The following is a 25,753-nucleotide window of genomic DNA, read 5'->3' as shown; positions in this document are numbered from 1 at the left end:
GCTGTGCATTAGCACAACCGATCTGCATAAAATAATATGGAGCATAACGAAATAGTTTACGCACGCGAACTAACCCTGCACCCCGAAGAATTTATTGATGTTTTAAAACGCAGCACCCTTGCCGCACGCCGTCCGATTGACGACGCTGAACGGATAAAATGTATGTGCCAAAACGCTAATTTAATAGTTACGGCCCGCAAAGACGGCAAGCTGGTAGGCGTGGCACGCTCATTAACTGATTTTATTTATTGTACCTATTTATCCGATTTGGCTGTTGATGAAAGCCTGCAAAAGCAGGGGATAGGCACTCGGCTGATAAAAGAAACTAAACGGCTTACGCCGCAGGCAAAACTAATTTTACTTTCGGCGCCCGCTGCCGTGGGATACTATCCAAAAATAGGGATGACACGGCATGAGCATTGTTACATGCTGGATAATGAGAACGACTTAAAAATATCCAAATGAGCATCACAAAAAGTATCGCAGTAAAACTAGCAATAAAATGGTCGTTGATATTTGCTTTGGTTATTATGTTTGCCCATGCAACAATGGCCCAAAGCAGCTCGGCCGGCAGTGTTTATCAATTTGATGGCAATGCCGAAACCCGCTGGAGCAGCCCCGAAAATCTGAACGGTAAAAAAGGGGCTGGTGGTAAAGAAAATAACGGCGCCAAGGGCCATCCGGCAGATTGGATAGAAGCGGGCAGTTCGAAAGCTTTACTTGATATCCGGGGAACTGGCATCATTAACCGCATATGGATAACTATTGATGACAGGTCGCCGCAAATGCTGCGCTCGTTAAAAATCGAAATGTTTTGGGATGGTGAGAAAAAACCGGCAGTTTCTGCTCCTATTGGCGATTTTTTTGGCGTTGGCCTTGGTCGCACGACAGCTTTTCAGAACGTTTTTTTTGCTGACCCGGAAGCCCGCTCGTTTATATGCTATATCCCTATGCCTTTTAAGAAAGGTGCCAGGATTGTGATAACTAATGAATCGAAACTTAAGCTGCATAATATCTATTTCGACGTGGACTATAGCCTGCTGCCCGAATGGAACAACAGCAATATGTATTTCCATGCCGCCTGGCGCCGCGATACCGCAACCACGCTGGCGCAGGATTTTGAGATACTGCCCCGCGTTAAGGGCCGCGGCAGGTTTTTGGGCGTAAATATGGGTGTTAACGCTAATCCGGTTTATGGCAAATCGTGGTTTGGCGAAGGTGAGGTAAAGATGTATTTGGATGGCGACAGGGATTATCCATCTATAAATGGTACCGGTACCGAAGACTATATCGGCACAGGCTGGGGACAAGCGAAGTTTATTAACCAATATTCGGGCTGTACCGTCGCCAGCGATAGTTTGCTGCAATGGGCTTTTTACCGCTTCCATGTGCCCGATCCGGTTTATTTTAAAACTGATTGCCGCATAACTATGCAGCAAATTGGCGGCGACACAAAGCAAAAGGTTGCCGGTTTCCAGGCTGCGAAAGCGCCATTAATACCGATAACTACGTATGACGACAAACTCCACATGTTTTATAAAAAGGGCGAGGTGCAGCAACTGGATAAAATCGCGCTGACTGATGGATGGGCGAATTTCTACCGTTCGGACGACGTATCTGCAACCGCTTATTTTTACCTGGATAAGCCTGCTGATAATTTACCCGCATTGCAGCCGGTTGCCATTCGCACCACGCAAATGCGCGATAAAGCGCCTAAATAACGAGCACGAATAATTCTATAATGAAGAAAGCATTCATTTTGTTGCACCTCGCTGTGGTACTTGCTGGTTTTACGGGCGTATTTGGCAGGCTGATAACTCTTAATGCCGGGCTAATCAGCTGGTACCGGTTAATGCTTTCAGGATTGTTATTGCTGTTGATTTTGGCGGCAAGCGGCAGGCTCAAAAAAATCACTTTTAAAAATGCGGTCAGGATTGGTTCTGCAGGTGCCTTTCTTGGTTTGCATTGGGTTTTCTTTTACGCAAGCATTAAGTATTCCAATATTTCGGTAGGTGTGGTTTGCTTTTCACTTACAAGTTTCTTTACATCTATTTTAGCGCCGCTGCTCAACCGAAAGAAATTCTCATTGGCCGAATTGATATTAAGCGGACTAACCCTATGCGGAATCGGGCTTATTTTCGGGCTGGATGCACATTATCGTACCGGTATTATTCTTGGAGTAATATCTTCATTGTTAGTGGCCTTTTACACCATATTTAATGAGCGGCTTACCAAAGTATTTGCTAATGAAACCATTACACTTTACACCATGTTTGGCGGCTTTGCAGGTGTCACGCTATTTTTACCTGTATATCTTTATCTCTTTCCGGTTAAAATGGCATTACCCTCGTTGCCGGATTTTGGCTATTTGCTGATACTGGCCTTGTTTTGTACAGTGCTGCTTTACCTGATGTCGACCTATGCGCTAAAAACAATTTCGGCCTTTACTGTTAACCTAACCTTTGGCCTTGAACCGTTATACAGTATTATACTGGCCATCTTGATTTTTAAAGAGAACAGGGATCTCACCGTTGGATTTTATTGCGGCCTTGGGTTGATCATACTTTCCGTAGTGTTGCAGATGGTTAGGGTAGCAGGACATCGGCGGAAAAGAACGATATCGGCAGATTAAAAAAAAATTTATGACAGTTGTTAGCCAGGTCATCCGGCATTGTTGGTAGTAAAAGTCACATATCCGATCAAAAAACTATAGAATACTGGAGGTTTAAAACCGCATCCCGCGTTAAACCGTCCGGCCTCACTTTCCTGGTTTTAAAAGGAGCTCCTGCCACCACCTCGAAGCGATTGCCATTATTGAAGTTTTTGGTTACCACAACGCTCCCGTTTACTGTAAGCCCCCGCGACCCAATGATAGCTGCCCGCCGACCGGCTATGTTTACGTAGCTGTCTTCGCCCACGTGATAAATTAATGATAGGCTTGGTTTTACGCTCACATTATCTTTTTGTAAATAGAAATAATAGCCCAATCTTCCCAAAAGATCGCTTTTACGTTTGAAATCATTTGTAGGGACAAATTTGAGCACACGTGGATCTGAAAATTCGGCAGGCGAATAACTGTTTTGGTTTACCTGCACAACCGGCACCTGTACGGCCGCATCAAATTCCCATTTTTTGTTGACCACATAGTTTAGCCCGGTAATGACATCGTAAGTGCCGATACTTGCCTGGTAATCCAGTGGCAGGCTCTTACCGTCGCTGTTTTTATCGTTGCTCCTGCTTAGTGGGATTTTGACCCCGGCCACGAAAGCTAACTCGTTGCCACTGTTTTGTTTAGGCGCGTAGTTGACAGTTTCGTATAGGTCCCCAATGTTAAAGTTACTGCCAAGAAAGCCGCTAGCGTAAGTCGCTGTAAGTTTCGACTGGAAAGAAAACCGGCTATTTAAGTTGAAAAGATATTCCAAATAGCTGTTAATCGTGCTGGTGTTTTGTTCACCCAACCCATAATTGGCGCCAATATCAATTACATGTTTTTTGTTGCGTAAAGTGACGGAGTCATTAGTGTTGTTTTTTAATACGCCAAGGCTGCAAAACCCCGCATCGCTGCAACCCTGCGAAAAAGCGTTATACGAGATAATGGTTGTAATTACAAGCAGGTATAAAAACTTCATGCGTCTTAATGTTTAAAATAGTATGTGATTTACCAAACCGGTAATCAGATACTTCGTCGCTCATGCCAGAAAGACCTTACAAGATATTGCAGATATTTAGGATACAGTATATTGTTGTAAGGAATGAAGTTGCTTTACGACAAACGCTAAAATCATAAGTTTAATTGTTTTATGGCACCATCGTTAAAGTTTTCTTTAGTAGGCTATTTGATAATAATGGCCGTGATACTCCTTTTGCTTACTTTGCAAAATAAAGTAAATCATCCGGTTTATAAGGTATCAACGGGAGTTGCCCGAAAGAAATGAGAAGTCGGTATAAATGTGGAGTTTCAGGTTATTTGGTAAAAAGCGCCGGTAGTTTTGTAATCGCTTGTATCTTAATATCCTTATAAAAAATCTCCGCTCCCTCTGATTGTATCTGAATTTTTCCTTTTGTCAGCGGTAACTCCTGGCCATTATCCATTTGTTTGTTGTGATATAAAATCATCATTACTTTGCCATTTACCACATGTATACTAGTATCGCCGTGGCAATATAAATCAAGTGTGTTCCATTGGCCGGATGGTTTTTCGGCGTCTGTGCTTTTCATGCAGTGCCGTCCTTGAGCGCCGCCTTCTTTAAAAGTAGTGAGGGTGCCTTTTGGGTCGTAAACGTATTCAGTTTCGGATTTTTTTACTACCGGAATATCAGCAAACCCTCCGGCCACTCCCCAATATTCGCCGCAATTACCTTCCTCTACCTGGAACTCCTGTGACCGCATCCACGCGCCATAATCTGCACCATATTTACCTACTGAATGGTACAGCAGTCCGCTGTCTTTCTTTTTGCCTTTCTTTTGCCCCCAAGAAAGCTGTCCCCATCTAAACTGCAACTGCAGGTGGTAATTTTCGTATTTTTTTTGGGTTGATATAGCGCCCCAGTTTTCGCCTGATATGCGGATGACGTTTTCGCTTTCATCGTTAACAATAGTAAAAACATGTTTAGGGTCATTATTCAGGCCAATTGGAGTGCCGGTAATGGGTTTGCCGTTGTCGTCCAGGTCGGGGCCTATGTAGGTCTCCCAGCCGGTTAAATCTTTGCCGTTAAACAGCGGTCTCCAGCCGTCCTTTTTCACAATGGTAAAACCAAACGTAATTGCAACTAGCAGTAACACTGAGATTAGCTTTAAAGGTTTCATACGGTGATGGTTTAATTAACCGAAGATAGGAAATAAATAAAAGCAAGTAACACTGGTATCAATACCGTTTTACTGAATTAAAACTAACTTAACATTGAAAATATAGTTTTGGCAATGGGATTGGCGGGATGTATTTTCGATGCGATCTATTATGAAATAAAGCTCATTCAAATGTATATTTGGCTACCATACGTTGACCCAAGTTAATAGAAACCTAATTCTACTTTATGAAAAAATACTTTTCTGCCCTGTTTATTATACTGTTAACAAGCGTTTTTGCAAAAGCGCAAAACCAGCAATTTTCAAAATCATTAGGCTCCACATCCGGCGGCACCACGCAACCTTTTCTGTTTTCGGTTAACACCCTCACAGAAGATGCCCCTGCCTGGAATTTTAATTACACCGGCAGTTATGGCGAACATACCGCAGGCCCTTTTGGCTACGATGGCGTCGACCAGCAGTTTGCTGTTAAGGGTTATCTGGGCAACCGCTTTACCCTTTTTGCCAACGCCGACCTGGGCTTTGCCCATAATGGCAGCACAACAACAGCGCAACAAGCGGAAGTAATCCGCGACTTTGTCGGTGGCAAAACATTTTCGGGAGCCAGGTTTGGATTAGGTTTGGGCGTAAATCGTGATTTTTCAAACACGGGTGCTATTTTCAGCAGGGTTACTGCATCATTCGAGGCTGCCTCATGGCGGGTTGGCGGTAACATGAGGTTTGAAAAAGCCTTCAGCAAAACCCGTGACCGTATCGACCTTGTTAGTAGCATCGGTTTCCAGCACCGTATTACCGGGCCGGTTTTTGCAGGTATTGAAGCCGTGGGAGAGGACCTGGAAGGTTTTTGGGAAGCAGACGAGACCGAGGGTGGCGCCAAGCTGCTGGTTGGTCCGTCAATACATGTGGCTCCGACCAACTCAAAGTTCTCTTTTTCTGTTTCAGGCGGGCCGGTGTTTCATGCCACGCACAGCACCGTATTACCTTCGGAAGCAATAAGGGATGTTGGCATATTGGGTACCCAAAATGGTTACACCATCAGGGCTATGGTTGCTTTTAATTTGCATTGATAAGGTTCAAGAGTCAATAATCAAGGATTAAGAGCCGAGAATCAAGAGTCAAGAATCAAGAGCTAAGACAAACGATCTTTAAAACCCGATAATCGGCTCCGTTAAGAGTCCAATATCGGTTCCTGGTGGGAGGGCTTAACTTAAGGTGAATTCGATATAAGGGTTAATATTATAGTGCTTTATTGCCAGTTTAAGCGTTCCATTTTTACAATAGGAACATCTGTTGTAAAATAAACATTTGATAATCAATATGTTTCACAGCGTTCGGGGTGTTCCGCTGAGAAAAATGGAACGATTTGCCGGGTTTCTTCGCCCGAACCCGTGCTAACTTAGTGAGATTGCCCGATGGGGGTAGTCCGGTGTTCAACTCGTCTTTTTATAATTAATAATCGCCCAGCTGTTAAGCACTACGGCAAACAACCCGATAGTGCCTAACTGCTTTGCTATGTCTTTAAATCCGCTGCCTTTTAGTACTATCATCCGCATTACATCTATCAGGTAGGCCACCGGGTTAAACTTTGTGACAAATTTGGCCCAGTCGGGCATGCTGTCAATCGATGTGAACAGGCCGCCCATCAGTATGAACACCATCATAAAGAAAAACATCACAAACATGGCCTGCTGTTGGGTATCACAAAAAGTAGAAATCAGTAGCCCAAAGCCGGATATGGCCAATAGGTAAACCGCGATAAATGCATAGAGTAATAATATATTTCCCAACGGGGTGATGCCGTATATCAGCCATGAAACTATCAACCCTAAGGTGAATACCACGTTCCCCAATATCCAAAAGGGGATGAGCTTGCCTAATATAAAGTGATGTTTTTTTATAGGGGTTACATTTATCTGCTCGATGGTGCCCACTTCCTTTTCCTTCACTATGTTCAGTGCGGTTAAAAAACCGCCTATCATAGTCACCAGAATCGCCAATATGCCAGGTACCATAAATACATGATAATTTAAATAGGGGTTAAACCAGTTGGATGAGGCAATAGTTATGGTTGGTTGCTGGTTAAATTTGCCGGGCTGTACCAGTTGAACACGAACATCGGCATTAAAATTTTTGATAATGCCCGTGAGATAAACCCCACCCAAATTGGCTTTTGTGCCGTTGATGGCATTTACGGCGATAAACAGCTTTTGCTCATCCTCGCGCACAAGGTTGCGTTCAAAGCCGTGCGGAATTTCGAGGATCAAATCGGCCTTATCGCTTTCAATCAGCTTGAATGCTTCTTTGAACGAAAAATCGTAGCCGGTCAGTTTAAAATATCCTGAAGCCGTAATTTTTGAGATCAACTTTTGCGAGTAGGAGGAATGGTCATTATCAATGACGGCTATGTTTACATTCTTTACTTCGTAATTTGCGGCAAGCGGCAATATCAGCAACTGCATAACCGGCATAACCATTACCATCGCCAGTATGGCCCTGTTACGGAATATCTGCCGGAACTCCTTTTGCAATAAAAATTTAATGGTCCTCATGACAGGCGTATTTTAAAACTTTTTAAACTGACGATAAGCAGCGCGACCGTTATCCCCGAAAGGATAAGCGTTTCCTTCCAGATGGCGTTAAAGCCCAAGCCCTTTATCATAATATCTTTAACAATAATGTAGTACCATTTTGCGGGGATGATATTTGAAAACCATTGCAACGGCACTGGCATATTCTCGATGGGGAACATAAACCCGCTGAACAATATGGTTGGCAATAGCATGCCCATCAGCGAAATCAACATAGCCACCTGCTGCGAATTGGTTTTTACCGATATAAAAATCCCTACGGTAAGGCAGGTGATTATAAACAAGGTGCTCTCGGCAAAAAGCAACAGTATGTTCCCGTTTACAGGTAAATCAAGCACAAAAACGCTTAGCAATAAAATTGATGCGACGTTAATAAGCGACAATAAAAGATAGGGGATCGCCTTTGAAATGATCACCAGTATAGGCCTAAACGGAGATACCAGCAATATCTCCATGGTGCCGGTTTCTTTTTCTTTTACAATAGATACGGCGGTCATCATTACGCAAACCAGCATTAGCACCAAGGCCATAACGCCCGGAACAAAATTAGGTGCGCCCTTGAGTTGCGGGTTATACAACATCCGTATTTCGGGTTGAATGCGGTAAGGAACTTTTGATGTTTTGCTAAGTTGTGCCTGGTAATCCTGTATTATAGAGCCTACATAGCTGGTTAGTGTAGTGGCGTTGTTCGGATCGGATGCATCGGCTATTACCTGTATTTGGGCAGCATTTTGATGCAGCAAATCGTTATTAAAGCCTGCAGGGAAAATAACCGCCATCCGGATATCGCCCCGTTTAAAGGCATCTTCCATTTGCTGGTGACTCATGACAGTCCGTACAATATCAAAATACCGGCTGGCCCCAATTTTGGTAATAATTTCTTTGGATGCGGCATCGTTGGCCTGGTCCATTACTACTATCCGGCTGTTTTTTACTTCGTTGGTAAGCGCGAAGCCGAATATCAGTATCTGCACTACAGGCATGCCGAACAGGATGAGTAATGTCTTCCTGTCGCGCAGCACATGGGCGAACTCCTTTTTTATAAATACCAAAAACTGTTTCATTGCAATAAGTTTAATCGCCGCGTTTTGCGCCGCGTGCCAGTTTATAAAATACCTCATCCATCGTTTCTACCCCGAAGGTGTTTTTTAAATTTCGCGGGGTATCCAGCGCCTTTATTTTACCGTCGACCATTAGCGATATGCGGTTGCAGTATTCGGCTTCATCCATGTAGTGCGTGGTCACAAATATGGTTACGCCGCGATCGGCAGCATTGTATATCAAATCCCAAAACTGGCGACGGGTAACCGGGTCGACACCTCCGGTAGGTTCATCCAAAAAAACAATTTTGGGTTCGTGCAGCACCGCAACCGAAAAAGACAGCTTTTGTTTCCAGCCCAACGGGAGGGAGGCCACCAGCTTTTTAGCCTCTTGCTCAAGCCCAAGGTTATGAAGTAATTCATCACTTTTTGTTTTGATTTGCAGATTGGTCAACCCGTAAATTCCCCCAAAGAATTTTATGTTTTCAATCACGGTCAAATCTTCATAAAGCGAAAACTTCTGGCTCATATAGCCGATGTTCCGCTTTATCTGTTCGGTTTGTTTGTACACATCAAAACCGGCAATAGTAGCGCTGCCCGACGAGGGGATAGAAAGCCCGCAAAGCATGCGCATGGCGGTGGTTTTCCCGGCTCCGTTGGCGCCTAAAAAGCCAAATATCTCGCCTTTCTCCACCTCGAAGGTTATCTCGTCAGCGGCAATAAAGTCACCAAAGCGTTTGGTTAGTTTGTCGGTTTTTATAACGGTTTCGCCCATGGTTTAATCCTTTAATAATTTAATAAAGCTGTCCTCGATGGTTGTCCCGGTTTTTTTTAGTTCGATGCCGGTCAGCTCTTTTTTTGTTAAATACGATTTTACGCCCTCTAAATCGACGGTCTTGTTTTTAAATGATGCATGTGCAAATTCGCCAAACGCGTAGCTGGCCAATACCTCATCATATCCATTTAATATTTTTAAAAGCGCATGCATGTTGTCGGCTTTTATTGCGTAAAGCTGGTTAGGGTATGCTTTAATGATATTCCCCGGGGTGTTAACCGAAAGGATTTTGCCACCCTGTATCAGCGCAATCCTGTCGCACAAGTTTGCCTCATCCATGTAAGGGGTTGACACCACAATGGTGATATTTTGCGCCTTTAGTTGTTTCAGCATCTCCCAAAATTCCTTGCGCGATACCGGGTCGACTCCGGTTGTGGGCTCATCTAAAAACAGCACGGTAGGTTTGTGTATCAGCGCGCAGCACAATGCCAGTTTCTGCTTCATCCCGCCCGATAGCTTACCCGCGCGACGAGTTTTAAAAGGCTCCAGCTGTACGTAGATATCTTTTATCAGGTGATAATTTTCTTTGATAGTGGTGTTAAAAAGCGTGGCGAAAAAATTAAGGTTTTCCTCAACGCTCAAATCCTGGTACAGCGAAAACTTGCCGGGCATATAACCCACTCGGCTTCGTATCTGGCTATAATCCTCCACCACGTCGAAACCATCCACCGTAGCCGAGCCGCCGTCCGGCAGTAGCAGGGTAGTCAGCACCCGGAAGATGCTGGTTTTGCCCGCGCCATCGGGGCCTATCAACCCAAATATCTCGCCCTGGTTTACAGAGAATGAAACCGCATCCACAGCGGTAGTTTCTCCGTAAACCTTGGTTAAATCCTTTACAATTACAGCCGCTTCCATAACTATAGCTTTACTTCGCCGTACATGCCTATTTTGAGGTAGCCGTCGTTTTTAACCCTTATTTTAACGGCGTAAACCAGGTTGGCCCGTTCGTCCTTGGTCTGAATGGTTTTTGGGGTAAACTCTGCCTTGTCGCTTACCCATTCAATAGTACCCTGATAGGTTTTGTAGGTGTCTTTCGTATCATCCACCAACACTTTCACCTGTTGGTTAACTTTTACATGCGAAATCTGGTCGCCGGTAATATAGGCCCGCAGGATAATAGAATTCAGCTCCGCTATTTTGTAAATAGGCTTGCCATTGGTGGTTACTTCGTTTACCTCGGCATATTTGGTGAGCACCGTACCGTTTACGCCGTTTATGATGCGGCATTTTTCCAGTTGGTCGTTTATTTGCTGCACCTGCACATCAAGAGGCGCAGTCTGTTCGTTAAGGTTTGCCGACATAATACCCAGCGACGATTGCTGGGCTGATATCTGCTTTTTCACAACCGCCACCTGCGAATTTGCATCGTCCAGTTGTTTTTGCGTAGCCGCATCTGCTTTTAACAGGTTGGTAATACGTTTCTGCTCGCGTTCGGCCTGGCGCAATTGCTCTTGCAGGGCAGCGGTTTGCGCCGCAATATCGGGTTTGCCGCTTAAAACGGCCTTAGCCTGGGCTTGCAGTTGCTTCTTTTTCAGATAGAGTTGCACACTGTCGATATAGCCTATTTGCTGCCCGGCCTTTAAAACCTGGCCTTCCTCTATGTCAAGCTGCTTTATTGTTCCGGTAGCTTCGGCGGATACAATGGTTTCCACAGCTTCGAATGTGCCGGACGCATCGTATTTTTCTTCGGACTTATTACAGGCTGTGAGGCCTATTAATAGTATGGTTGATAATATTTGTATTTTTTTCATGACAAGTTTTATTGTTGATTACCGGTTGTTGTTTGCTGGTTGTACTGCGACATTAATAACTGTGTTTCGTGCAGTATTTTGCTTTGACGGGCCTGGTCCTCGGCGTTTACCTGGCTTAAAAAGTCGTTGCCGTTGATAACGCCGTTTTCCAATTGTGCCATCGCAGTTGTTTTTACCCTGCTACGCAAGTTGATAATTTCATCGTCGCTGGCCAGTAGCTGCTGGTATTTGCCAATCTCAGCATCCTGTTGTTTTACCGTCAAATTGGTGTTAAACAGGAAGGTTTCCTTCTGCACATCGAGAGTTTTGCGATTGATATCGATAAGCGCCCGGCTCTTCTTCAGCGTATAAAAAACCGAGGGCGACCATGTTAAGCGGATGCCGCCGATGTAATAAGCATCCAAACTATTGCTAAGCATATCGAGCCCTGGCCTGCCCACACCGCCCTGCAGGAATAGTCCCAATCGGGGCAGCGTTTTTGAGGTTAGCAGCTTGTTTTGCACATCCAGGTTTTTAGCTTGCTCATTATAAACCAGCAGTTCGGGCCGGTTAATTTGTTCTGATACAGTGATGGGTTGTGGTTTAGCCAATACGGTTTCCGCAGTTGTGTTGGTGCCGGTAAACAATCCCAGCATATCCACGCAGGCCTTGCGCGATGCCTGCAATTCGATGGTGCGCTGCTTATTCTTTAAAATATCTGCCTTTATTACATCGCCGGTGCTTTTAAATGCGGTGCCGTTTTTTATGGACGCTTCTGCCTTATTCAACCCGAGCTGCAAATCCTTTATTAACAGGTCGTTTTGCTTTATCTGCTCATCAAGCAGCAGTACGCCAAAAAATAACTGGTTAATTCGGCCCTTTAGCTGGTACAATTCGGCTTCCAGTTGCTGCCGGTTAATGGCTTCGCTGGTTTTTTGCAATTGTTTTTGCTGCTCCAGTTCGCCGCCGGTGTAAAGCACCTGGTTAATTTCTCCGTAAGCCTTGTATTGGTCTTTGCTTAAGGCCGGTATGTTAACCCCCGGCAGTTTAATAGGTATTTGGGTTACTGTTGATTGGTAAGTTGCCTGCCCTGTAAAGCTAAGTTGCGGCAGGTAGCCCTTTTGTATGTTATCGATATTATATTCCGACGTTTTGGCAATCAACTCGCGTTGTTTTATCAGCGGGTAGTTTTGTTCGGCTTGCTTATAACAATCGGCAAGTGTTAGCTGCTGTGGCGATTGTGCCCGGCCTGCAAAGACCGCCATCAGTACAAAAAAGGCACATAAAAATATTCGCTTTTTCATGTAGTATTAATTTATTTAATATTTTGATTTAGTCATTTGATTAAACTTAAGGCAAATTTTTTTCTCCTATTCGAGCATTAATTTCATCCATTTGGGAACCAGTGTTTTACGGTCCTCCAGCAATTGGTTAAACATATCGTCGCTCATGGCGCTGGTTGAGTGAAAAACAGGCTTGGCAATAAACGGAAATATCAGCATACCTAAAAAGTTGAGGAAAAGCTGCACCGGGTTAATGCCTGGTTTACGCTCTGCCAGTTGTTTTACAAAATGCGATTTTAAAACAAACGTGTTTAGCTGTATTATTTTGGCAAAACGCTCTGGGTTGGTCCTTATCTCGCTCAATACAAAAATTGGCAGGTCGGGGTTTTTGGTCAGCATTTCGATATAATTAACAGCCACCCAATCAATTTTTTCTTCCAGGCTGGTGTTTGTGTCATTCAGGGCAGGCGATATAAAGGCAAAAAGCTGTTGCACTTTCTCGATCATAATAATCTCGAAAAGTTTCTCTTTGCTGCGGAAGTAGTAGTTTAAAAGCGCCAGGTTAAGTCCGGCCTGTTCGGCAATATTCCTGGTTTTGGTAGCCGCATATCCTTTTTTAGTGAATACAATACGCGCGGCTTCCTTAAACTTTTCCTCGGTCGACAGGTTAACTTCAGCTTTTTCTTGTTCGTCCATTTCTTTTGTTGCGATGGTTGACGGGACAAATATAAAAAGCGTTTTTGATTTAATCAAATTATTTAATCATCTGATTTAATCAACAAATTTCATACAATTATAATGGCGAATAATTATTTGTCGTATATTTCAAAGCTAATAAACCTATATCATTACACCTCCTATACAAAAACAGGAAGCTATGAATTTATCTAATATCAAATCTCCCGGCGTATACATTAACGAAATAAATGCTTTCCCAAATTCTGTAGTTGGAATTCCAACGGCTGTTCCTGCATTTATAGGTTACACCCCGCTGGCATCTTACGAAGGAAAGTCGTACACCAATGTGGCTCAAAAAATTACTTCATTTGCCGACTTCCAGGCGTTTTATTGTTTTCCCGACTCACCTGTACCTGCCGCGCCGGCCAAACAATATAGTCCCCAGTATTATTTAATGCAACAAAAAAGCCAGCCGACATACAAAAATTATATGGTTATAAATGGTGATTATTACTCAATAGTACCCGACCCTAATACCATATATTAGCTATATAACAGCATCCGGCTTTTTTATGAAAATGGGGGAGGCGATGCCTACATCGTTTCAGTAGGGAGTTACGGACCGCCATCCGGAAAACCCATTACCCCGGGAGAGCAAATAATAAATCCAAACGTCCAATTAAACGACTTGATGGCCGGCCTTTATTTACTGCTGAATGAGCAGGAACCAACCATGTACATTTGCCCCGAGGCTACTTTACTTTCTGTTGCAGATAATTCAACCCTGATGGAGGCCATGCTGCAGCAATGTTCGAACATGGGAACCGCCGTCAGTATTTTTGACATTATAGGAGGCAAGGCGCCCGACCCTATCCAATATACAACTGATATTGAAACCTTCAGGAATGGTACCGGTGTTGTTGGCCTCGACTATGGCACGGCCTACTATCCCTTTATTGGTATCACCGTTATGCAATCACCGGATATTGATTATACTAACCTTTTTGGCGGTGATGTATCACAGTTGGCTCCAATAATCAATCCGCCCACAAATCCCGATCCTAATATAAACGCCATTTTAAACAATATTCAAAACCCCGGTAATCCACCTTTAACAGTTGCACAAAATAATAGTGCACTGCTTAATGCCAGCCGCACCTACAGCCAGGTTATTACTTATATACTGGCGGATACCAATTTATTGCCGGCAAGCGCGGCGATGGCCGGGGTTATAACTACAACGGATAACGAGGTTGGCCCGTGGCAGGCCCCGGCAAATACATCGATCGTTGGCGCGGCCTCGCTGCCAATTAATTTGACAGACACCCAACAAGCAAACTTAAATGTGGACGCAGTTTCAGGGAAATCAATTAACTCCATAAGATTTTTTAACGGCCTCGGCATTTTGGTTTGGGGCGCCCGCACGCTCGATGGCAACGACCAGGACTGGAGATACCTGCCTGTACGAAGAACATTGATTTTTATTGAGCAGTCCTGCAAACTTGCAGCACAGGCATATATATATCAGCCCAATGATAAAAATACCTGGGAGGCCGTGACATCAATGATTGGCAGCTTTTTAACGACCGTATGGAAAGAAGGAGGGCTGATGGGAGCCAGTGCAAGCGAAGCATTCTCAGTTGCGTGCGGTTTGGGAACAACTATGACCGGTGATGATATTTTAAACGGATTTATGAACGTTGTTGTAAAAGTCGCGGTTATTCACCCGGCTGAGTTTATAGTAATTACGTTTCAGCAGCAGATGGCTGCTTCAAGTTAGTCCGAAGTTTCTGAGTTGAAAAATGTCAGGCATTTATTGTTGGTGGAAAAGCCAATAGAAATATTGGAGGCTGTCGTTCACGGCGAAATCTTTTAACAATTAACCCCGTGTAATTTCGTTGCCTCCCATATCGGCAACGGTTACGTCGTTGCCGTCAACCTGCCCACCTGGCAGGAGGGCGATTGATTTTCTTTTATTATTCCATCATTCCCATTTTTAACGGGAGTTACTGCAATAGTATATTTTTCTCTTATTTACTTACATTTGTCCCGAAACAAGTTCTTTACTTTCCTTCATCAACCGGTATAGGTTTTACTTAAGTGTAGATTAATAGGGAATCGTGTGCAAATCACGGACTGTCGCGCAACTGTAAGTAACACAAAAAGTTTTTGCCAATGATGTCCACTTTCTGTTAACCAACGGATGGGAAGGGCGGCAAAAATGTTACAAGTCAGGAGACCTGCCATACTGAATTGACAATGCTTTCGCGGTATGAAGCAGGGTCTGGTTTGGTGTGTTACGATGCTATTAATTCTCTATAGTAATCGCCTGCACGCAATCCTCCCTTTTTTATTATCCCTTGCATTGCGAAGTTTAGCCAGGAGCTTTTAACTGAATTATTCATTTAATCATTAAAAGAAATGCTAACGCAAAATCTAGGCTACCCGCGTATTGGTAGCCAACGTGAATTAAAAAAAGTCTGCGAGAATTACTGGGCAGGCAAAACCGGGCTGAGAAATGTGCAGACCGTAGGTAAAAACATTCGTCATGAAAACTGGCAATTACAAAAAGAAGCCGGTATCGACCTAATCCCTTCAAATGATTTCTCTTTTTACGACCAGGTATTAGACCACTCATTTATGTTTGGCACCATCCCGAAACGTTACCACGAAGTGATCCAACAAAAAGGGAATGACGAACTTGACCTCTACTTCGCGATGGCCCGTGGCTATCAGAAAGATGGGCTGGATATCGTAGCAATGGAAATGACCAAGTGGTTTGATACCAACTACCATTACATTGTGCCCGAGTTTTATAAGGATCAGCAATTCAAACTGTTTTCGACTAAAATTATCGATGAGTTTTATGATGCCAAACAATTGGGCATAATTACAAAACCAGTATTGATCGGCCCGGTGACGTACCTGCTACTGGGCAAAGAAAAAGAAGCCGGTTTTCAAAAGCTGGACCTGATTAAAAACTTGTTGCCGGTTTATTTAGAGATTATTACCAGGTTAAAAACTTTGGGCGTAGAATGGATACAGTTTGATGAGCCTTTCCTGACGCTTGACCTGTCTGAAAAAGAGCAACAAACCTATAAAGACACCTATAAACAGATCCGCAAAGAGTTCCCTTTCTTAAAAATAGAAATAGCTACCTATTTTGAAAGCCTTGGTAATAATGCCGCGTTGGCCACTTCGTTGCCTGTGGACGCATTGCACATTGACTTAGTTCGAGCGCCGCAGCAGTTAGCGGAAGTAATCGCGCATTTGCCGGAAAAAACAATCCTTTCGTTAGGTATCGTCGACGGCCGCAATATCTGGAAGAACGATTTTGAAGCTTCGCTGGCCATTATTGGCAAAGCAGTTGAAAAACTTGGCGCTGACCGCGTATGGATAGCGCCATCCTGTTCGCTGGTGCATTCACCCTGCGACCTCGACAGTGAAACAAACGAAGCGGTACTTACAATAGGTATTAAACAATGGCTGGCTTTTGCCAAACAAAAAATAAATGAGGTGGTATTGCTTAAAAATATTACCGTGTCCGGCGGCAGTTGTCAGCGTGAGTTGGCTGAAAATATATTAGCCAATACTAACCGGAACGGCTCGGCCCTAATACACAATCCGGCGGTTAAACAGCGGGTAAGTTCAATCACCGAAAAAGATGCTCACCGCCGTTCGGCCTTCCCGGCGCGAAAAATACAACAGCAGGAACTGCTGCGCCTGTCTTTATTTGCAACAACTACCATCGGCTCGTTTCCGCAAACAGCTGAAGTACGAAGCTGGCGCGCACAATTCAAAAAAGGCACGTTGTCTGAAGCAGAATACAATAACCTGATCGAAGAGGAAACAGAAAAAGCGGTAAAATGGCAGGAGGAGATAGGCCTGGATGTTTTGGTGCATGGCGAATTTGAACGTAATGACATGGTGGAGTATTTCGGAGAACAACTGGCCGGATTTACCTTTACCCAAAACGGCTGGGTGCAAAGCTATGGCAGCCGGTGCGTTAAACCACCTATTATCTATGGTGATGTATCCCGCCCCGAACCTATGACAGTTAAATGGTCGGGCTATGCGCAATCCTTAACCAAAAAGTGGATGAAGGGCATGTTGACAGGACCTGTAACCATCCTTCAATGGTCGTTCGTTAGGAACGATCAGCCCCGTTCGGAAACCTGTACGCAAATTGCTTTCGCCATACGTGATGAAGTTGTTGACCTGGAAAAAGCGGGCATCAAAATTATACAGATTGATGAGCCCGCTATTCGTGAGGGACTGCCGTTACGAAAAGCAGACTGGCAAGCTTACCTCGATTGGGCGGTTAAAGCCTTCCGGATCTCCGCCAGTGGTGTGCAGGATGATACCCAGATACATACCCATATGTGCTATTCGGAGTTTAATGACATCATAAAAAGCATAGCTGATATGGACGCCGATGTAATTACCATTGAAACCTCGCGCTCCCAAATGGAACTGCTGGATGTTTTCGCTGATTTTAAATATCCGAACGAAATCGGGCCGGGGGTTTACGATATCCACTCGCCGCGGGTACCCAACCGGGCGGAAATGATTAACCTGCTGAAAAAAGCAGAAGCGGTGATACCCGAAAGTCAGCTTTGGGTAAACCCGGATTGCGGTTTAAAAACCCGCGGCTGGGACGAAACCAAAAAGGCTTTGGTTGAAATGGTAGCAGCTGCTACCGCAATGCGCGAAACTGTTACTGTTTAAATTTTTAATATCTGCCGGGTGGCATTTGCCGCCCGGCTTATTTAACCATTATGGCACAACACGAACCCAAACACTGTCCGCGGTGTAATTCACCGTTTGAATGCAAGGTCGGCAGCATACTGCAATGCCAATGCAGCGGGCTGGCTTTCAGCGATGCGGAGTGGGATTACATCCGGCTGACCTACACCGACTGTCTTTGCCGGCATTGCCTCCAGGCCATTAAACACGAGATCAGCACGAATAATACCCGACAAAAAATGCGGGCCATACTGGCTCCGATTAAACGATCATGAATTTAGAAGAACGCATACAGCAATCGGAAACCCGCATTTTCAAAGCGGTTTTCCCGAACACGACCAATCATTACGACACTTTATTTGGCGGAACGGCCATGCATATGATGGACGAAGTGGCTTTTATAGCCGCTACCCGCTTTAGTCGCCAGGTAATGGTGACCGTGAGCAGCGACAAGATTGATTTTAAAAAGTCCATTCCCGCCGGTACGATTATCGAACTGGTTGGCAGGATCAGCCATGTAGGCAATACCAGCTTAAAGGTGAATGTAGAGATCTATATTGAACAAATGTATGCAGAAGGCCGCGAGCTGGCGATTCACGGCAGCTTTACTTTTGTGGCTATTGATGAAAATAAAAAGCCGGTAAATATTGTTAAATGAAAGAGCATCTTATCAAAAGAAAAAAACCAAAATTTCATTAAAATATTTTTTCAAGAGCTATGCAAGGCCCCACTGGTTATATTGGGTTGGGAATGGATTGAATTAAGAAAGGCCGTTTCGGTTATTGAAACGGCCTTTCTTATTTAAAATTTTGTTAAACTATGATTCGCTACTTTTCGCCTATTCCTTTTTCCTTCATCAGTTTATACATGCTTTCAGGGTCGGTAGGGGTACCGGCAGTTGCATTTATTGCCCCGGTTTCGGTGATGATTATGGTGTCCTCAATCCGCAGGTGCATCTTCATGTCTTTATCTTCTATTATGGGTTCAACGTTGAAAACTACGCCCGGCACAAATGGTTTATCGTAGGGCCCAACATCGTGCACTGCCATGCCTACGTAATGGCCTATCCCGCCCGGGTAATATTTTTCGAACCCATGTTTGGCGTACACCCGTTTGGCAATATCATTCATCTGCTCTACGGTTATACCTGGCTTCATAGCTGCTATGACCGTTTCAGATGCATCCTTAATGCAGTTATACATGGCCAATTGCTTTTCGGTGAACTTACCCTCTACCGGCCAGGTGCGCGTAATATCGGTTGAGTAATAGTTTAACTCGGGGGCATAATCCATCATCATAACGTCGCCGGCTTTAATGGTGTGATTGTTGGCGTTGTAGTGCCAGCTTAAGCCACGTTCGGCCGAAGCCGCAATGGGGAAATAGGATGGACTCATAGCACCCTCATTTTGGTAAACAAAGTCGCAGGCGGCAACTACCTGGTACTCGTAAATACCCGGGCGTGTAACGCGCATCGCCTCGTCAAAACCGTGCGCGCCTATTTTTCCGCATTCTTTTATTACAGCAATTTCCTTGGCATCCTTCACCCAGCGCATAGTGTCAAGCGTTGGGCTAAGGCTTTTAATAGTTACCAGCGGAAAACGCTCCTTAATTTTATTCGCAAAGTTGGCCTCTTTTGATATTCTGCCGTCCCATGGGTCGCTTAAGCGTGTGTTGATGAAAACTTCGCCGCGGTCGCGGGTCATTTCAGCGGTTTCGCCGGGCGAGGTAACCAGGTAAAAGGTTTGATTTCCACCGGCCAGGCGTGCCAGTAAATTTGTCATTGCGGATTTGGGCAACACGCTGGTCATTTGGTATTCTTTTGCCGCGTCCGGGCCTGGCTTAATCAACGCCTCATCCTTTATATCCGCAAAACGCCCCTCGGGAACCAATAGCGTAGCCGTTTTTGTTTTGCCATTTAATATCAATACCGAGCTGGGAAATTCAACCCCCGTTAAATAATAGAAGTTATTATCCTGCCTGAATTTAATGTAGGCTTCTGTAGGTTCAGCGCCTTGTATAATGGCCACGCCATCGCCAATTTTCTCCATTAATTTGGCCCGGCGCGCCGCAAAGTCGGCTGGGGTAAAGTATTTCCAAAGGCTTTGGGCCGGTGAGACACTGGCGCTTAACAGGAACGCCAAAAACAAGGTCAGTTTAATTGCTTTCATGATGCTGAGGTTTGGTATACAGTTTTTATAATAATAAAGGTAGAGTAAATATATCACTATAGAAGGAAAGAACAAGTACCACCTCTCACTCTGCTTTTTTTTGACGGAAACCGCATATCATATATCGGTATCAGGCGGCACAAAACCCAACATGCGGCAAATCATCACAATCTGTCCTTTGTGATGAAACTCATGGGTAACAACGTGGGTAAATAATCGAAGTGGCGTAAACGTTAATATCTCGTCGTCCCAATGCTGCGCTGTTATGGGTATCTCCATTTTACCATCAAAGTTTTGCAGAAATGTGGCTACAGTTTCATCCGCTTTTTGATAAAGTTGACGCAATTCCTTGAAAGTTGCAGACCCTTTATCCTTTATAGAACCGTAAGGCTGGCGTAAGCAAAAGTAAGCAAGCCAAACAAAATAGCATGAAGTGGTGTGCTCCATTAAGCCGCGAATAGTTTTGTTTGTGTATGCGGTTACCGGTGTGTCAATATCGGCGTCAACTTGCGTTTCAACAAAATTTAACAGGATGCTCCGCGACTCCTGGACCAGCGCATATTGTTTTTTTAACGTTTCTATCATACTTAAACTAAACTAAAAAATATAGTTCAATTCATCAATGGCAGGCCATAAAAAGTGGTCCGAGAATCCACAGTAAGACTGCAGGAGTTGCAGCTATCTGGACCTGGTTGTCCTGGACAAATCTGTACGTAAAACATTTACCATGCATATTGGTTTAACAAGTACATAAAGCTATTATAGCTATATCTGATTTTTTTATATTAATACTTATACCGAACTGTGCAGTCCAACTCCCTCAACAAAAGGTTTTTCCTGGTAAAATCGCTACTGATATTATTATTTATAAGTTTGGGTACACTTGCCCACAGCCAGGTGATCACCCCAACAGATTCTCTCAAAGCCGACTCGTTACGCGCCAAAACTATGAAGGAGCAAAAGCGTGCTGATAACCTGAACAAACAATATGATTTTGGCGATTTAACCCGTAATATTCTTCACCCTAAAAGAAAAGCAGACAGCCTGCACCATGGGTCGGGTATAACAATTGTACCTAATATAGCAGCTAATCCAACCATCGGCGCCCAGTTGGGTATCAAAGCGGTAGCAGGGCGAAGATTAGGCAACGACCCCAAAACGCTGTTGTCTGTTGCGGCAACATCAGCTTCTATTACCAGCAAAGGGATAATTTATTTCTACGTAAACCATAACATCTTCACGCCGGGCAATAAGTGGAATTTCCAGGGGAATTTTGTAATTGCAAAAACTGTTAGCCCGGATTTTGGCCTGGGCATAGGTCGACCCGACGATGGCGGAAGCGCTACCGACAAAATTTTAGCCGATGCCGCCCATAAAGGCTATGCAATTCATTCCTACTATCTCAATATAAGGGAAAAAGCTTATAAAGAAGTTGCAAAAAACCTTTTTTTAGGCGCTGGCTTGTCATTTGAAATAAGAGGAAAAATTACCACTAAGGATACAATAAATAATGCAACGCCATCAAGCGTATATAATAATGAGCATGGGTTTCCGCAGGATCATTATTCAGCAAACGGCTTTCTTTTTAACGTAGAGTACATCACCCGCGATAACCCGAACCGCGCCTACAGCGGCATTTATTTTGATGCCGGGATAAGGGTCAATCAAACATGGATAGGCAGTACAAAAAATGCGATGCAGTTTACCACCGATTTCAGGAAATACTTCAGCCTGTCTGATTCCAGCCCCGAAACTGTCCTTGCTGTCTGGAACTGGGGTTCGTACCTGTTAAGCGGCAGCATACCATACCTTGAGTTACCCGGTACCGCCAGAGACGGTACTTTCAGAAGCGGGAGGGGGTATACCTCGCAATATTTTAAAGGCACCCAGTTTAATGATACCGAAGCAGAATTCCGCTTCCCTATATTGGCCAATAAATTTATCAGTGGTGTTGTATTTGGCAGTATGCAGACCGGTAATGATGAGCACGGCACCAAACTGTTCCAGGTATTTCAGCCCGGTTATGGCGGCGGCTTACGCGTGCTGTTTAACAAAGCCACCCGCACCAACCTGGCGCTCGATTATGCCTTCGGTAAATTCGGTAACAAGGGTTTCTTCCTTAATTTGAACGAATCGTTTTAAAAGTGAAGAATTGCGTTAATTATCCGGCAATTGTACTTTAGTTCTCAGCCTGGCTAAAAAACGCCGTAAAGCCTTTATTTATAGATTTTTGCCCGCGGTTTTTACGCATTCTCTTCACGTATTTTCCGCAGTGCATTTCAGTGTTGTCCACATTCTTTTCAATTTAAGCATCTGCTAACTTTATCAAACCTAATAAGCGCCCTTTGCCAGGGGCGTGCCTGTAACATTTAAACTATTCTACAAAATACTTTATTAAATTGTTCCTGTGTAATTAACTAATAAGAAATAGTCTGCTAGTTATTTTTATAAACTATTTTAACTTAAAAGACAATTTAGATTAAGTAATAATATCATAACGCTTTGTTAATAATGTAGTTATCACACTATCTTATATAATTTAATGCTTATAGCTAAATATTAATTTTTTTCATAAAAATTTCATTTTCTTAAATATTAATTTTAATTTCAACTTATACTTAAACTTAGAAACCTGTGAAAACGATCATTACGCCTGCAACTTTTAACATCTATCGCACTTTGTTGCAGGCATCCAAGTAATCTTCTAAGTTGAGCAATTAACACCCGTTGTGCTGTAATCACATACGCCATATGTGACTGAGGAAGCGAAGCTTTATTCAGTTTTCAGCACCCGGTAACACCCGTTGTGCTGTAATCACATAGGCAATATGTGACTGAGGAGGCGAAGCTTTATGCAGTTTTCATTACGGGGCTCATTTTATCACCTTTTATTTTCCTGAATAATCTTCCTGCGGTCCATTATTTTTTACACATCAAATTTTAACAGATATGCCAGTTCAAACTACTTATCCGGGGGTGTACATCGAAGAAATACCGAGCGGGGTGCGCACCCTTACCGGTGTGGCCACTTCCATTACGGCTTTTATCGGCAGGGCCCTCAGCGGTCCCGTTAACGAGCCTACAATCGTAAACAGTTTTAGCGACTTTGAGCGAAGTTTCGGCGGATTGTGGATACCGAGCACCATGAGCTACGCCGTGCGCGACTTTTTCTCGAACGGCGGCAGCCAGGCCATCATCGTAAGGGTTTTCAACGAAACAGGAACCGACGATGGAATTGCTTCATTTGTATTGCAAACCAGTATTGCAAGCCCGGTTGACGGCCCTTTTACACTGGTGGCAACAAGCCCCGGTGCCTGGGCAAACAACCTGCTGGTAACTATCGATTACAATACGCAGGACCCTACCGCGCCACCAACATCGCCGGTATCACCTACAGTAAACGATCCGTTTAACCTTACCATTTTTATGCAAAACAGCGATGGCAGCCAACCCACCATTAAGGAAAAATACCTGGGTGTAAGTATGAACGCTAACGATGTACTTTACCTGCCGAGGGTATTGCAGCAGCAGTCCGCACTTTTAAACGTCGAAAAGAACGGTTTGGGTAAATGGATTGTAGGCGGCAGGCCGGTTGCGGTTGATAAAAAAACTCCACTGCCAGGTAATGATGGCGATGTACTTACGTTCCAGGACTACGAGGGGGATGAAGGTGACAAGACAGGAATGTATGCCCTGATAAAGGCCGATTTGTTTAATATATTATGCATACCACCGGCTGAGCGCGGCAGGGATACAGCTGCAACCACTTATCAAAAAGCAATGAAACTATGCGTTGATAAAAGGGCTATGCTGTTGGTAGACCCGCCAATTGCCTGGGGCAGTTCTCCGGCAACAGCAACAGCAAATGCCCTAGCCGGTTTAAGCAGTTTGGGCCTCAGCGGTACTTACGCCCGCAATGCAGCCTTATATTTCCCATGTGTGATAGAAGCCGATCCGCTGCGCAATAACCAAACCGACACATTTGTGCCCAGTGGTATTGTTGCTGGTATAATGTCGAGAACTGACAGCACCCGCGGTGTATGGAAATCGCCGGCAGGTATTGATGCAGCCTTAAACGGTGTGCAAGGCTTACAGGTATCTCTTACTGATGCCGAAAACGGCCAGATGAACCCGCTGGGTATTAATAACCTGCGTACGTTCCCGCTGGCAGGCAGCGTGGTATGGGGAGCGCGCACACTACGCGGCGCCGACCAGTTTGCCGATGATTACAAGTATGTGGCTGTTAGGCGCACCGCTTTATTTTTAGAAGAGAGCCTTTACCGCGGCACGCAATGGGTTGTATTTGAGCCGAACGACGAGCCGCTTTGGGCTCAGATAAGGCTTAACATAGGCGCATTTATGCAAAACCTGTTCAGGCAGGGGGCTTTCCAGGGCACCACGCCAAAACAGGCCTACCTGGTTAAATGCGACTCGGAAACCACTACCCAAAACGACATCAACAACGGTGTGGTAAATATACTGGTTGGCTTTGCTCCGCTTAAGCCGGCTGAATTTGTAATCATTCAAATCCAGCAGCTTGCTGGGCAAATAGACGTTTAAACCTAATAATAAAGATTATGGCACAATTTACAGTAAACGCCCAGCGCTTCGATCCTTACAAAAATTTCAAGTTCCGCATTAAGTGGGATAACCAATATGTTGCAGGTGTAAGCAAAGTTGGCGGGCTAAAAAAAACAACCGAGGTTGTTAAACACCGCGAAGGCGGCGACCCGAGCAGCAGCCGCAAATCGCCGGGACGCACCGAATACGATGCAATTACGCTTGAACGCGGTGTAACACACGATGTTAATTTTGAACAATGGGCAAATAAAGTGTGGAACTATGGTTCGGCGCTGGGTTCGGAAGTATCTCTGAAAGATTTCCGCAAGGAAGTACGGATCGAGATGTATAACGAAGCCGGCCAGCTGGCTATAGCCTATAATGTGCACCGTTGCTGGGTATCTGAATACCAGTCGCTGCCTGATTTAGATGCTAATGCTAATGCCGTGGCTATTCAGCACATTAAATTGGAAAACGAAGGCTGGGAGCGAGATACATCAGTAACCGAACCAAGTGAACCAAGCTATACTGATCCTGCTGCTTAACATCAGAAAGTAAATAATGCGTACCCTCAATTCCATCGAATTGCTCCGGGTTTGGGAGGATGGACTAAATCTTACATTAACGGAACGCTCTCTACAACTGTTGAGCCTAGCCTGTGGTGTGCCCGACCTAAACCAGGTGGCCGACTGGAGCATCGGTGAACGCGATGCCCGGCTGCTGCAGCTACGTGAGTGGATGTTCGGCTCAAGATTGTTGAATAAAGCCAATTGCCCAAAATGCGGCGAATTACTTGAGTGGACAACCGAACTGGAAGACATCCGGCTCCAGGTTCCGCAGCGGCAAACGTCACCGCAAACTTTTGAGTTGGTTGTAGAAGGCACTCATATCAGTTTCCGCCTGCCCAACAGTCATGATGTTTTCAGGGCCAGTTCCGACCCAGCGTATTCAGTCAATCCGCAAAAACTGCTTGCCGAATGCATTACAGGAGCGAATAAAGGAGTTGAAGAAATCGCTGTGGACGAGTTGCCAGAAAGCGCCTGGGACGCGCTGGAACAACAGATGGAGAAACTGGACCCTCAAGCAGATATTCAAATGGCTTTAACCTGCCCCGCCTGCACGCATGAGTGGGCGGCAAATTTTGATATCGCGGGATACCTGTGGACCGAAATTGACAATTGGGCAAAGCATGTTATGCAGGAGGTTTATTTGCTGGCCAGATCGTTCCATTGGTCGGAGCAGGATATATTGAAAATGAGCCCGCGGCGCAGGCAGCTTTATATTGAAATGATAAGCTAATGAAAGGTTTTGCAAGTAAT

General features: G+C 44.6%; 24 protein-coding genes and 1 riboswitch. Of the genes, 13 read left to right on the top strand and 11 right to left on the bottom strand.

All coding sequences use genetic code 11. The features are described 5' to 3' along the window. The first annotated feature begins 36 nt into the window (after positions 1-36). The 3 genes from Q0R52_RS14060 to Q0R52_RS14050 are packed head-to-tail and all read left to right on the top strand — an operon-like array spanning position 37 to position 2,632. Positions 37-465: a GNAT family N-acetyltransferase gene (locus tag Q0R52_RS14060; protein ID WP_295795329.1), complete on the top strand. Its 429-nt coding sequence runs from the start codon at positions 37-39 to the stop codon at positions 463-465. Then, positions 462-1,721: a glycoside hydrolase family 172 protein gene (locus tag Q0R52_RS14055; protein ID WP_295795327.1), complete on the top strand. Its 1,260-nt coding sequence runs from the start codon at positions 462-464 to the stop codon at positions 1,719-1,721. Before Q0R52_RS14060 ends, Q0R52_RS14055 begins: the two co-directional genes overlap by 4 nt. Before the next feature lie 20 nt (positions 1,722-1,741). Continuing rightward, positions 1,742-2,632, top strand: coding sequence for a DMT family transporter (locus Q0R52_RS14050; RefSeq protein WP_295795325.1), 891 nt, complete (start codon positions 1,742-1,744; stop codon positions 2,630-2,632). A 67-nt stretch (positions 2,633-2,699) separates the two neighbouring features. Here Q0R52_RS14050 and Q0R52_RS14045 read toward each other — a convergent pair whose 3' ends face one another. Together Q0R52_RS14045 and Q0R52_RS14040 are read right to left on the bottom strand one after the other, a co-directional pair. After that, a complete protein-coding gene (locus tag Q0R52_RS14045; protein ID WP_295795323.1) occupies positions 2,700-3,629 on the bottom strand; it encodes a hypothetical protein in 930 nt (309 codons plus the stop codon). A 334-nt stretch (positions 3,630-3,963) separates the two neighbouring features. Then, the gene (locus tag Q0R52_RS14040) at positions 3,964-4,806 is read right to left on the bottom strand and encodes a DUF1080 domain-containing protein (protein ID WP_295795321.1); all 843 of its coding nucleotides are present in this window, start codon (positions 4,804-4,806) and stop codon (positions 3,964-3,966) included. Positions 4,807-5,033: 227 nt separating this feature from the next. Between Q0R52_RS14040 and Q0R52_RS14035 the strand changes: the two genes are divergently transcribed. After that, positions 5,034-5,873: a hypothetical protein gene (locus Q0R52_RS14035; RefSeq protein ID WP_295795319.1), complete on the top strand. Its 840-nt coding sequence runs from the start codon at positions 5,034-5,036 to the stop codon at positions 5,871-5,873. Between the two features lie 363 nt (positions 5,874-6,236). On the opposite strand, the gene Q0R52_RS14030 is transcribed toward Q0R52_RS14035, so the two are convergent. The 7 genes from Q0R52_RS14030 to Q0R52_RS14000 all read right to left on the bottom strand — a co-directional run bounded on the left by Q0R52_RS14030 (position 6,237) and on the right by Q0R52_RS14000 (position 13,035). Then, a complete protein-coding gene (locus Q0R52_RS14030; RefSeq protein ID WP_295795317.1) occupies positions 6,237-7,355 on the bottom strand; it encodes an ABC transporter permease in 1,119 nt (372 codons plus the stop codon). Continuing rightward, the gene (locus Q0R52_RS14025; RefSeq protein ID WP_295795315.1) at positions 7,352-8,458 is read right to left on the bottom strand and encodes an ABC transporter permease; all 1,107 of its coding nucleotides are present in this window, start codon (positions 8,456-8,458) and stop codon (positions 7,352-7,354) included. The genes Q0R52_RS14030 and Q0R52_RS14025 overlap by 4 nt, the downstream gene beginning before the upstream one ends. A gap of 10 nt (positions 8,459-8,468) precedes the next feature. After that, positions 8,469-9,209 carry an ABC transporter ATP-binding protein gene (locus Q0R52_RS14020; protein ID WP_295795314.1) on the bottom strand — a complete coding sequence of 247 codons (741 nt, stop codon included), beginning with the start codon at positions 9,207-9,209 and terminating at the stop codon, positions 8,469-8,471. 3 nt (positions 9,210-9,212) lie between these two features. Next, positions 9,213-10,124 carry an ABC transporter ATP-binding protein gene (locus tag Q0R52_RS14015; RefSeq protein ID WP_295795312.1) on the bottom strand — a complete coding sequence of 304 codons (912 nt, stop codon included), beginning with the start codon at positions 10,122-10,124 and terminating at the stop codon, positions 9,213-9,215. A gap of 2 nt (positions 10,125-10,126) precedes the next feature. Next, positions 10,127-11,020, bottom strand: coding sequence for an HlyD family efflux transporter periplasmic adaptor subunit (locus Q0R52_RS14010; protein ID WP_295795310.1), 894 nt, complete (start codon positions 11,018-11,020; stop codon positions 10,127-10,129). An 8-nt stretch (positions 11,021-11,028) separates the two neighbouring features. Next, complete coding sequence (locus Q0R52_RS14005) at positions 11,029-12,303, bottom strand: TolC family protein (RefSeq protein WP_295795308.1); 1,275 nt, start codon at positions 12,301-12,303, stop codon at positions 11,029-11,031. A 66-nt stretch (positions 12,304-12,369) separates the two neighbouring features. After that, complete coding sequence (locus Q0R52_RS14000; RefSeq protein WP_295795306.1) at positions 12,370-13,035, bottom strand: TetR/AcrR family transcriptional regulator; 666 nt, start codon at positions 13,033-13,035, stop codon at positions 12,370-12,372. A 124-nt stretch (positions 13,036-13,159) separates the two neighbouring features. Here Q0R52_RS14000 and Q0R52_RS13995 point away from each other — a divergent pair, with 124 nt between their 5' ends. The 5 genes from Q0R52_RS13995 (at position 13,160) to Q0R52_RS13975 (ending at position 18,364) form a co-directional block, all read left to right on the top strand. Next, on the top strand, positions 13,160-13,507 hold the full coding sequence (locus tag Q0R52_RS13995) for a hypothetical protein (protein ID WP_295795304.1): 348 nt from the start codon (positions 13,160-13,162) through the stop codon (positions 13,505-13,507). 144 nt (positions 13,508-13,651) lie between these two features. Further along, entirely contained in the window at positions 13,652-14,740 is a 1,089-nt protein-coding gene (locus Q0R52_RS13990; protein ID WP_295795302.1) for a phage tail sheath C-terminal domain-containing protein, read from the top strand. A 290-nt stretch (positions 14,741-15,030) separates the two neighbouring features. After that, positions 15,031-15,223: riboswitch (cobalamin riboswitch) on the top strand. Positions 15,224-15,381: 158 nt separating this feature from the next. Continuing rightward, positions 15,382-17,688 (top strand): 5-methyltetrahydropteroyltriglutamate--homocysteine S-methyltransferase, encoded by a 2,307-nt coding sequence (gene metE / locus Q0R52_RS13985; protein ID WP_295795300.1) that lies wholly within the window; start codon positions 15,382-15,384, stop codon positions 17,686-17,688. Between the two features lie 50 nt (positions 17,689-17,738). Further along, entirely contained in the window at positions 17,739-17,981 is a 243-nt protein-coding gene (locus Q0R52_RS13980) for a cysteine-rich CWC family protein (RefSeq protein ID WP_295795298.1), read from the top strand. Next, positions 17,978-18,364, top strand: coding sequence for an acyl-CoA thioesterase (locus tag Q0R52_RS13975; protein WP_295795295.1), 387 nt, complete (start codon positions 17,978-17,980; stop codon positions 18,362-18,364). The genes Q0R52_RS13980 and Q0R52_RS13975 overlap by 4 nt, the downstream gene beginning before the upstream one ends. Before the next feature lie 169 nt (positions 18,365-18,533). On the opposite strand, the gene Q0R52_RS13970 is transcribed toward Q0R52_RS13975, so the two are convergent. Both Q0R52_RS13970 and Q0R52_RS13965 read right to left on the bottom strand, forming a co-directional pair. Beyond that, the gene (locus Q0R52_RS13970; RefSeq protein ID WP_295795294.1) at positions 18,534-19,874 is read right to left on the bottom strand and encodes a Xaa-Pro peptidase family protein; all 1,341 of its coding nucleotides are present in this window, start codon (positions 19,872-19,874) and stop codon (positions 18,534-18,536) included. A gap of 117 nt (positions 19,875-19,991) precedes the next feature. Then, complete coding sequence (locus tag Q0R52_RS13965) at positions 19,992-20,459, bottom strand: DinB family protein (protein ID WP_295795292.1); 468 nt, start codon at positions 20,457-20,459, stop codon at positions 19,992-19,994. Between the two features lie 219 nt (positions 20,460-20,678). On the opposite strand from Q0R52_RS13965, the gene Q0R52_RS13960 reads away from it, so the two are divergent. The 4 genes from Q0R52_RS13960 (at position 20,679) to Q0R52_RS13945 (ending at position 25,733) form a co-directional block, all read left to right on the top strand. Further along, positions 20,679-22,016: a BamA/TamA family outer membrane protein gene (locus Q0R52_RS13960; protein ID WP_295795291.1), complete on the top strand. Its 1,338-nt coding sequence runs from the start codon at positions 20,679-20,681 to the stop codon at positions 22,014-22,016. 807 nt (positions 22,017-22,823) lie between these two features. Beyond that, a complete protein-coding gene (locus tag Q0R52_RS13955) occupies positions 22,824-24,434 on the top strand; it encodes a phage tail sheath C-terminal domain-containing protein (protein ID WP_295795290.1) in 1,611 nt (536 codons plus the stop codon). A 17-nt stretch (positions 24,435-24,451) separates the two neighbouring features. After that, a complete protein-coding gene (locus tag Q0R52_RS13950) occupies positions 24,452-24,979 on the top strand; it encodes a phage tail protein (RefSeq protein WP_252789822.1) in 528 nt (175 codons plus the stop codon). Positions 24,980-24,995: 16 nt separating this feature from the next. Next, positions 24,996-25,733, top strand: a complete 738-nt coding sequence (locus Q0R52_RS13945; protein WP_295795289.1) for a hypothetical protein — start codon at positions 24,996-24,998, stop codon at positions 25,731-25,733. Positions 25,734-25,753: the final 20 nt, after the last annotated feature.

The sequence above is a fragment of the Mucilaginibacter sp. genome (assembly GCF_025359345.1).
Lineage (GTDB): Bacteria > Bacteroidota > Bacteroidia > Sphingobacteriales > Sphingobacteriaceae > Mucilaginibacter.
Note: the sequence above shows the minus strand (reverse complement) of the source record. Positions and strands in the feature narration are given on the sequence as shown.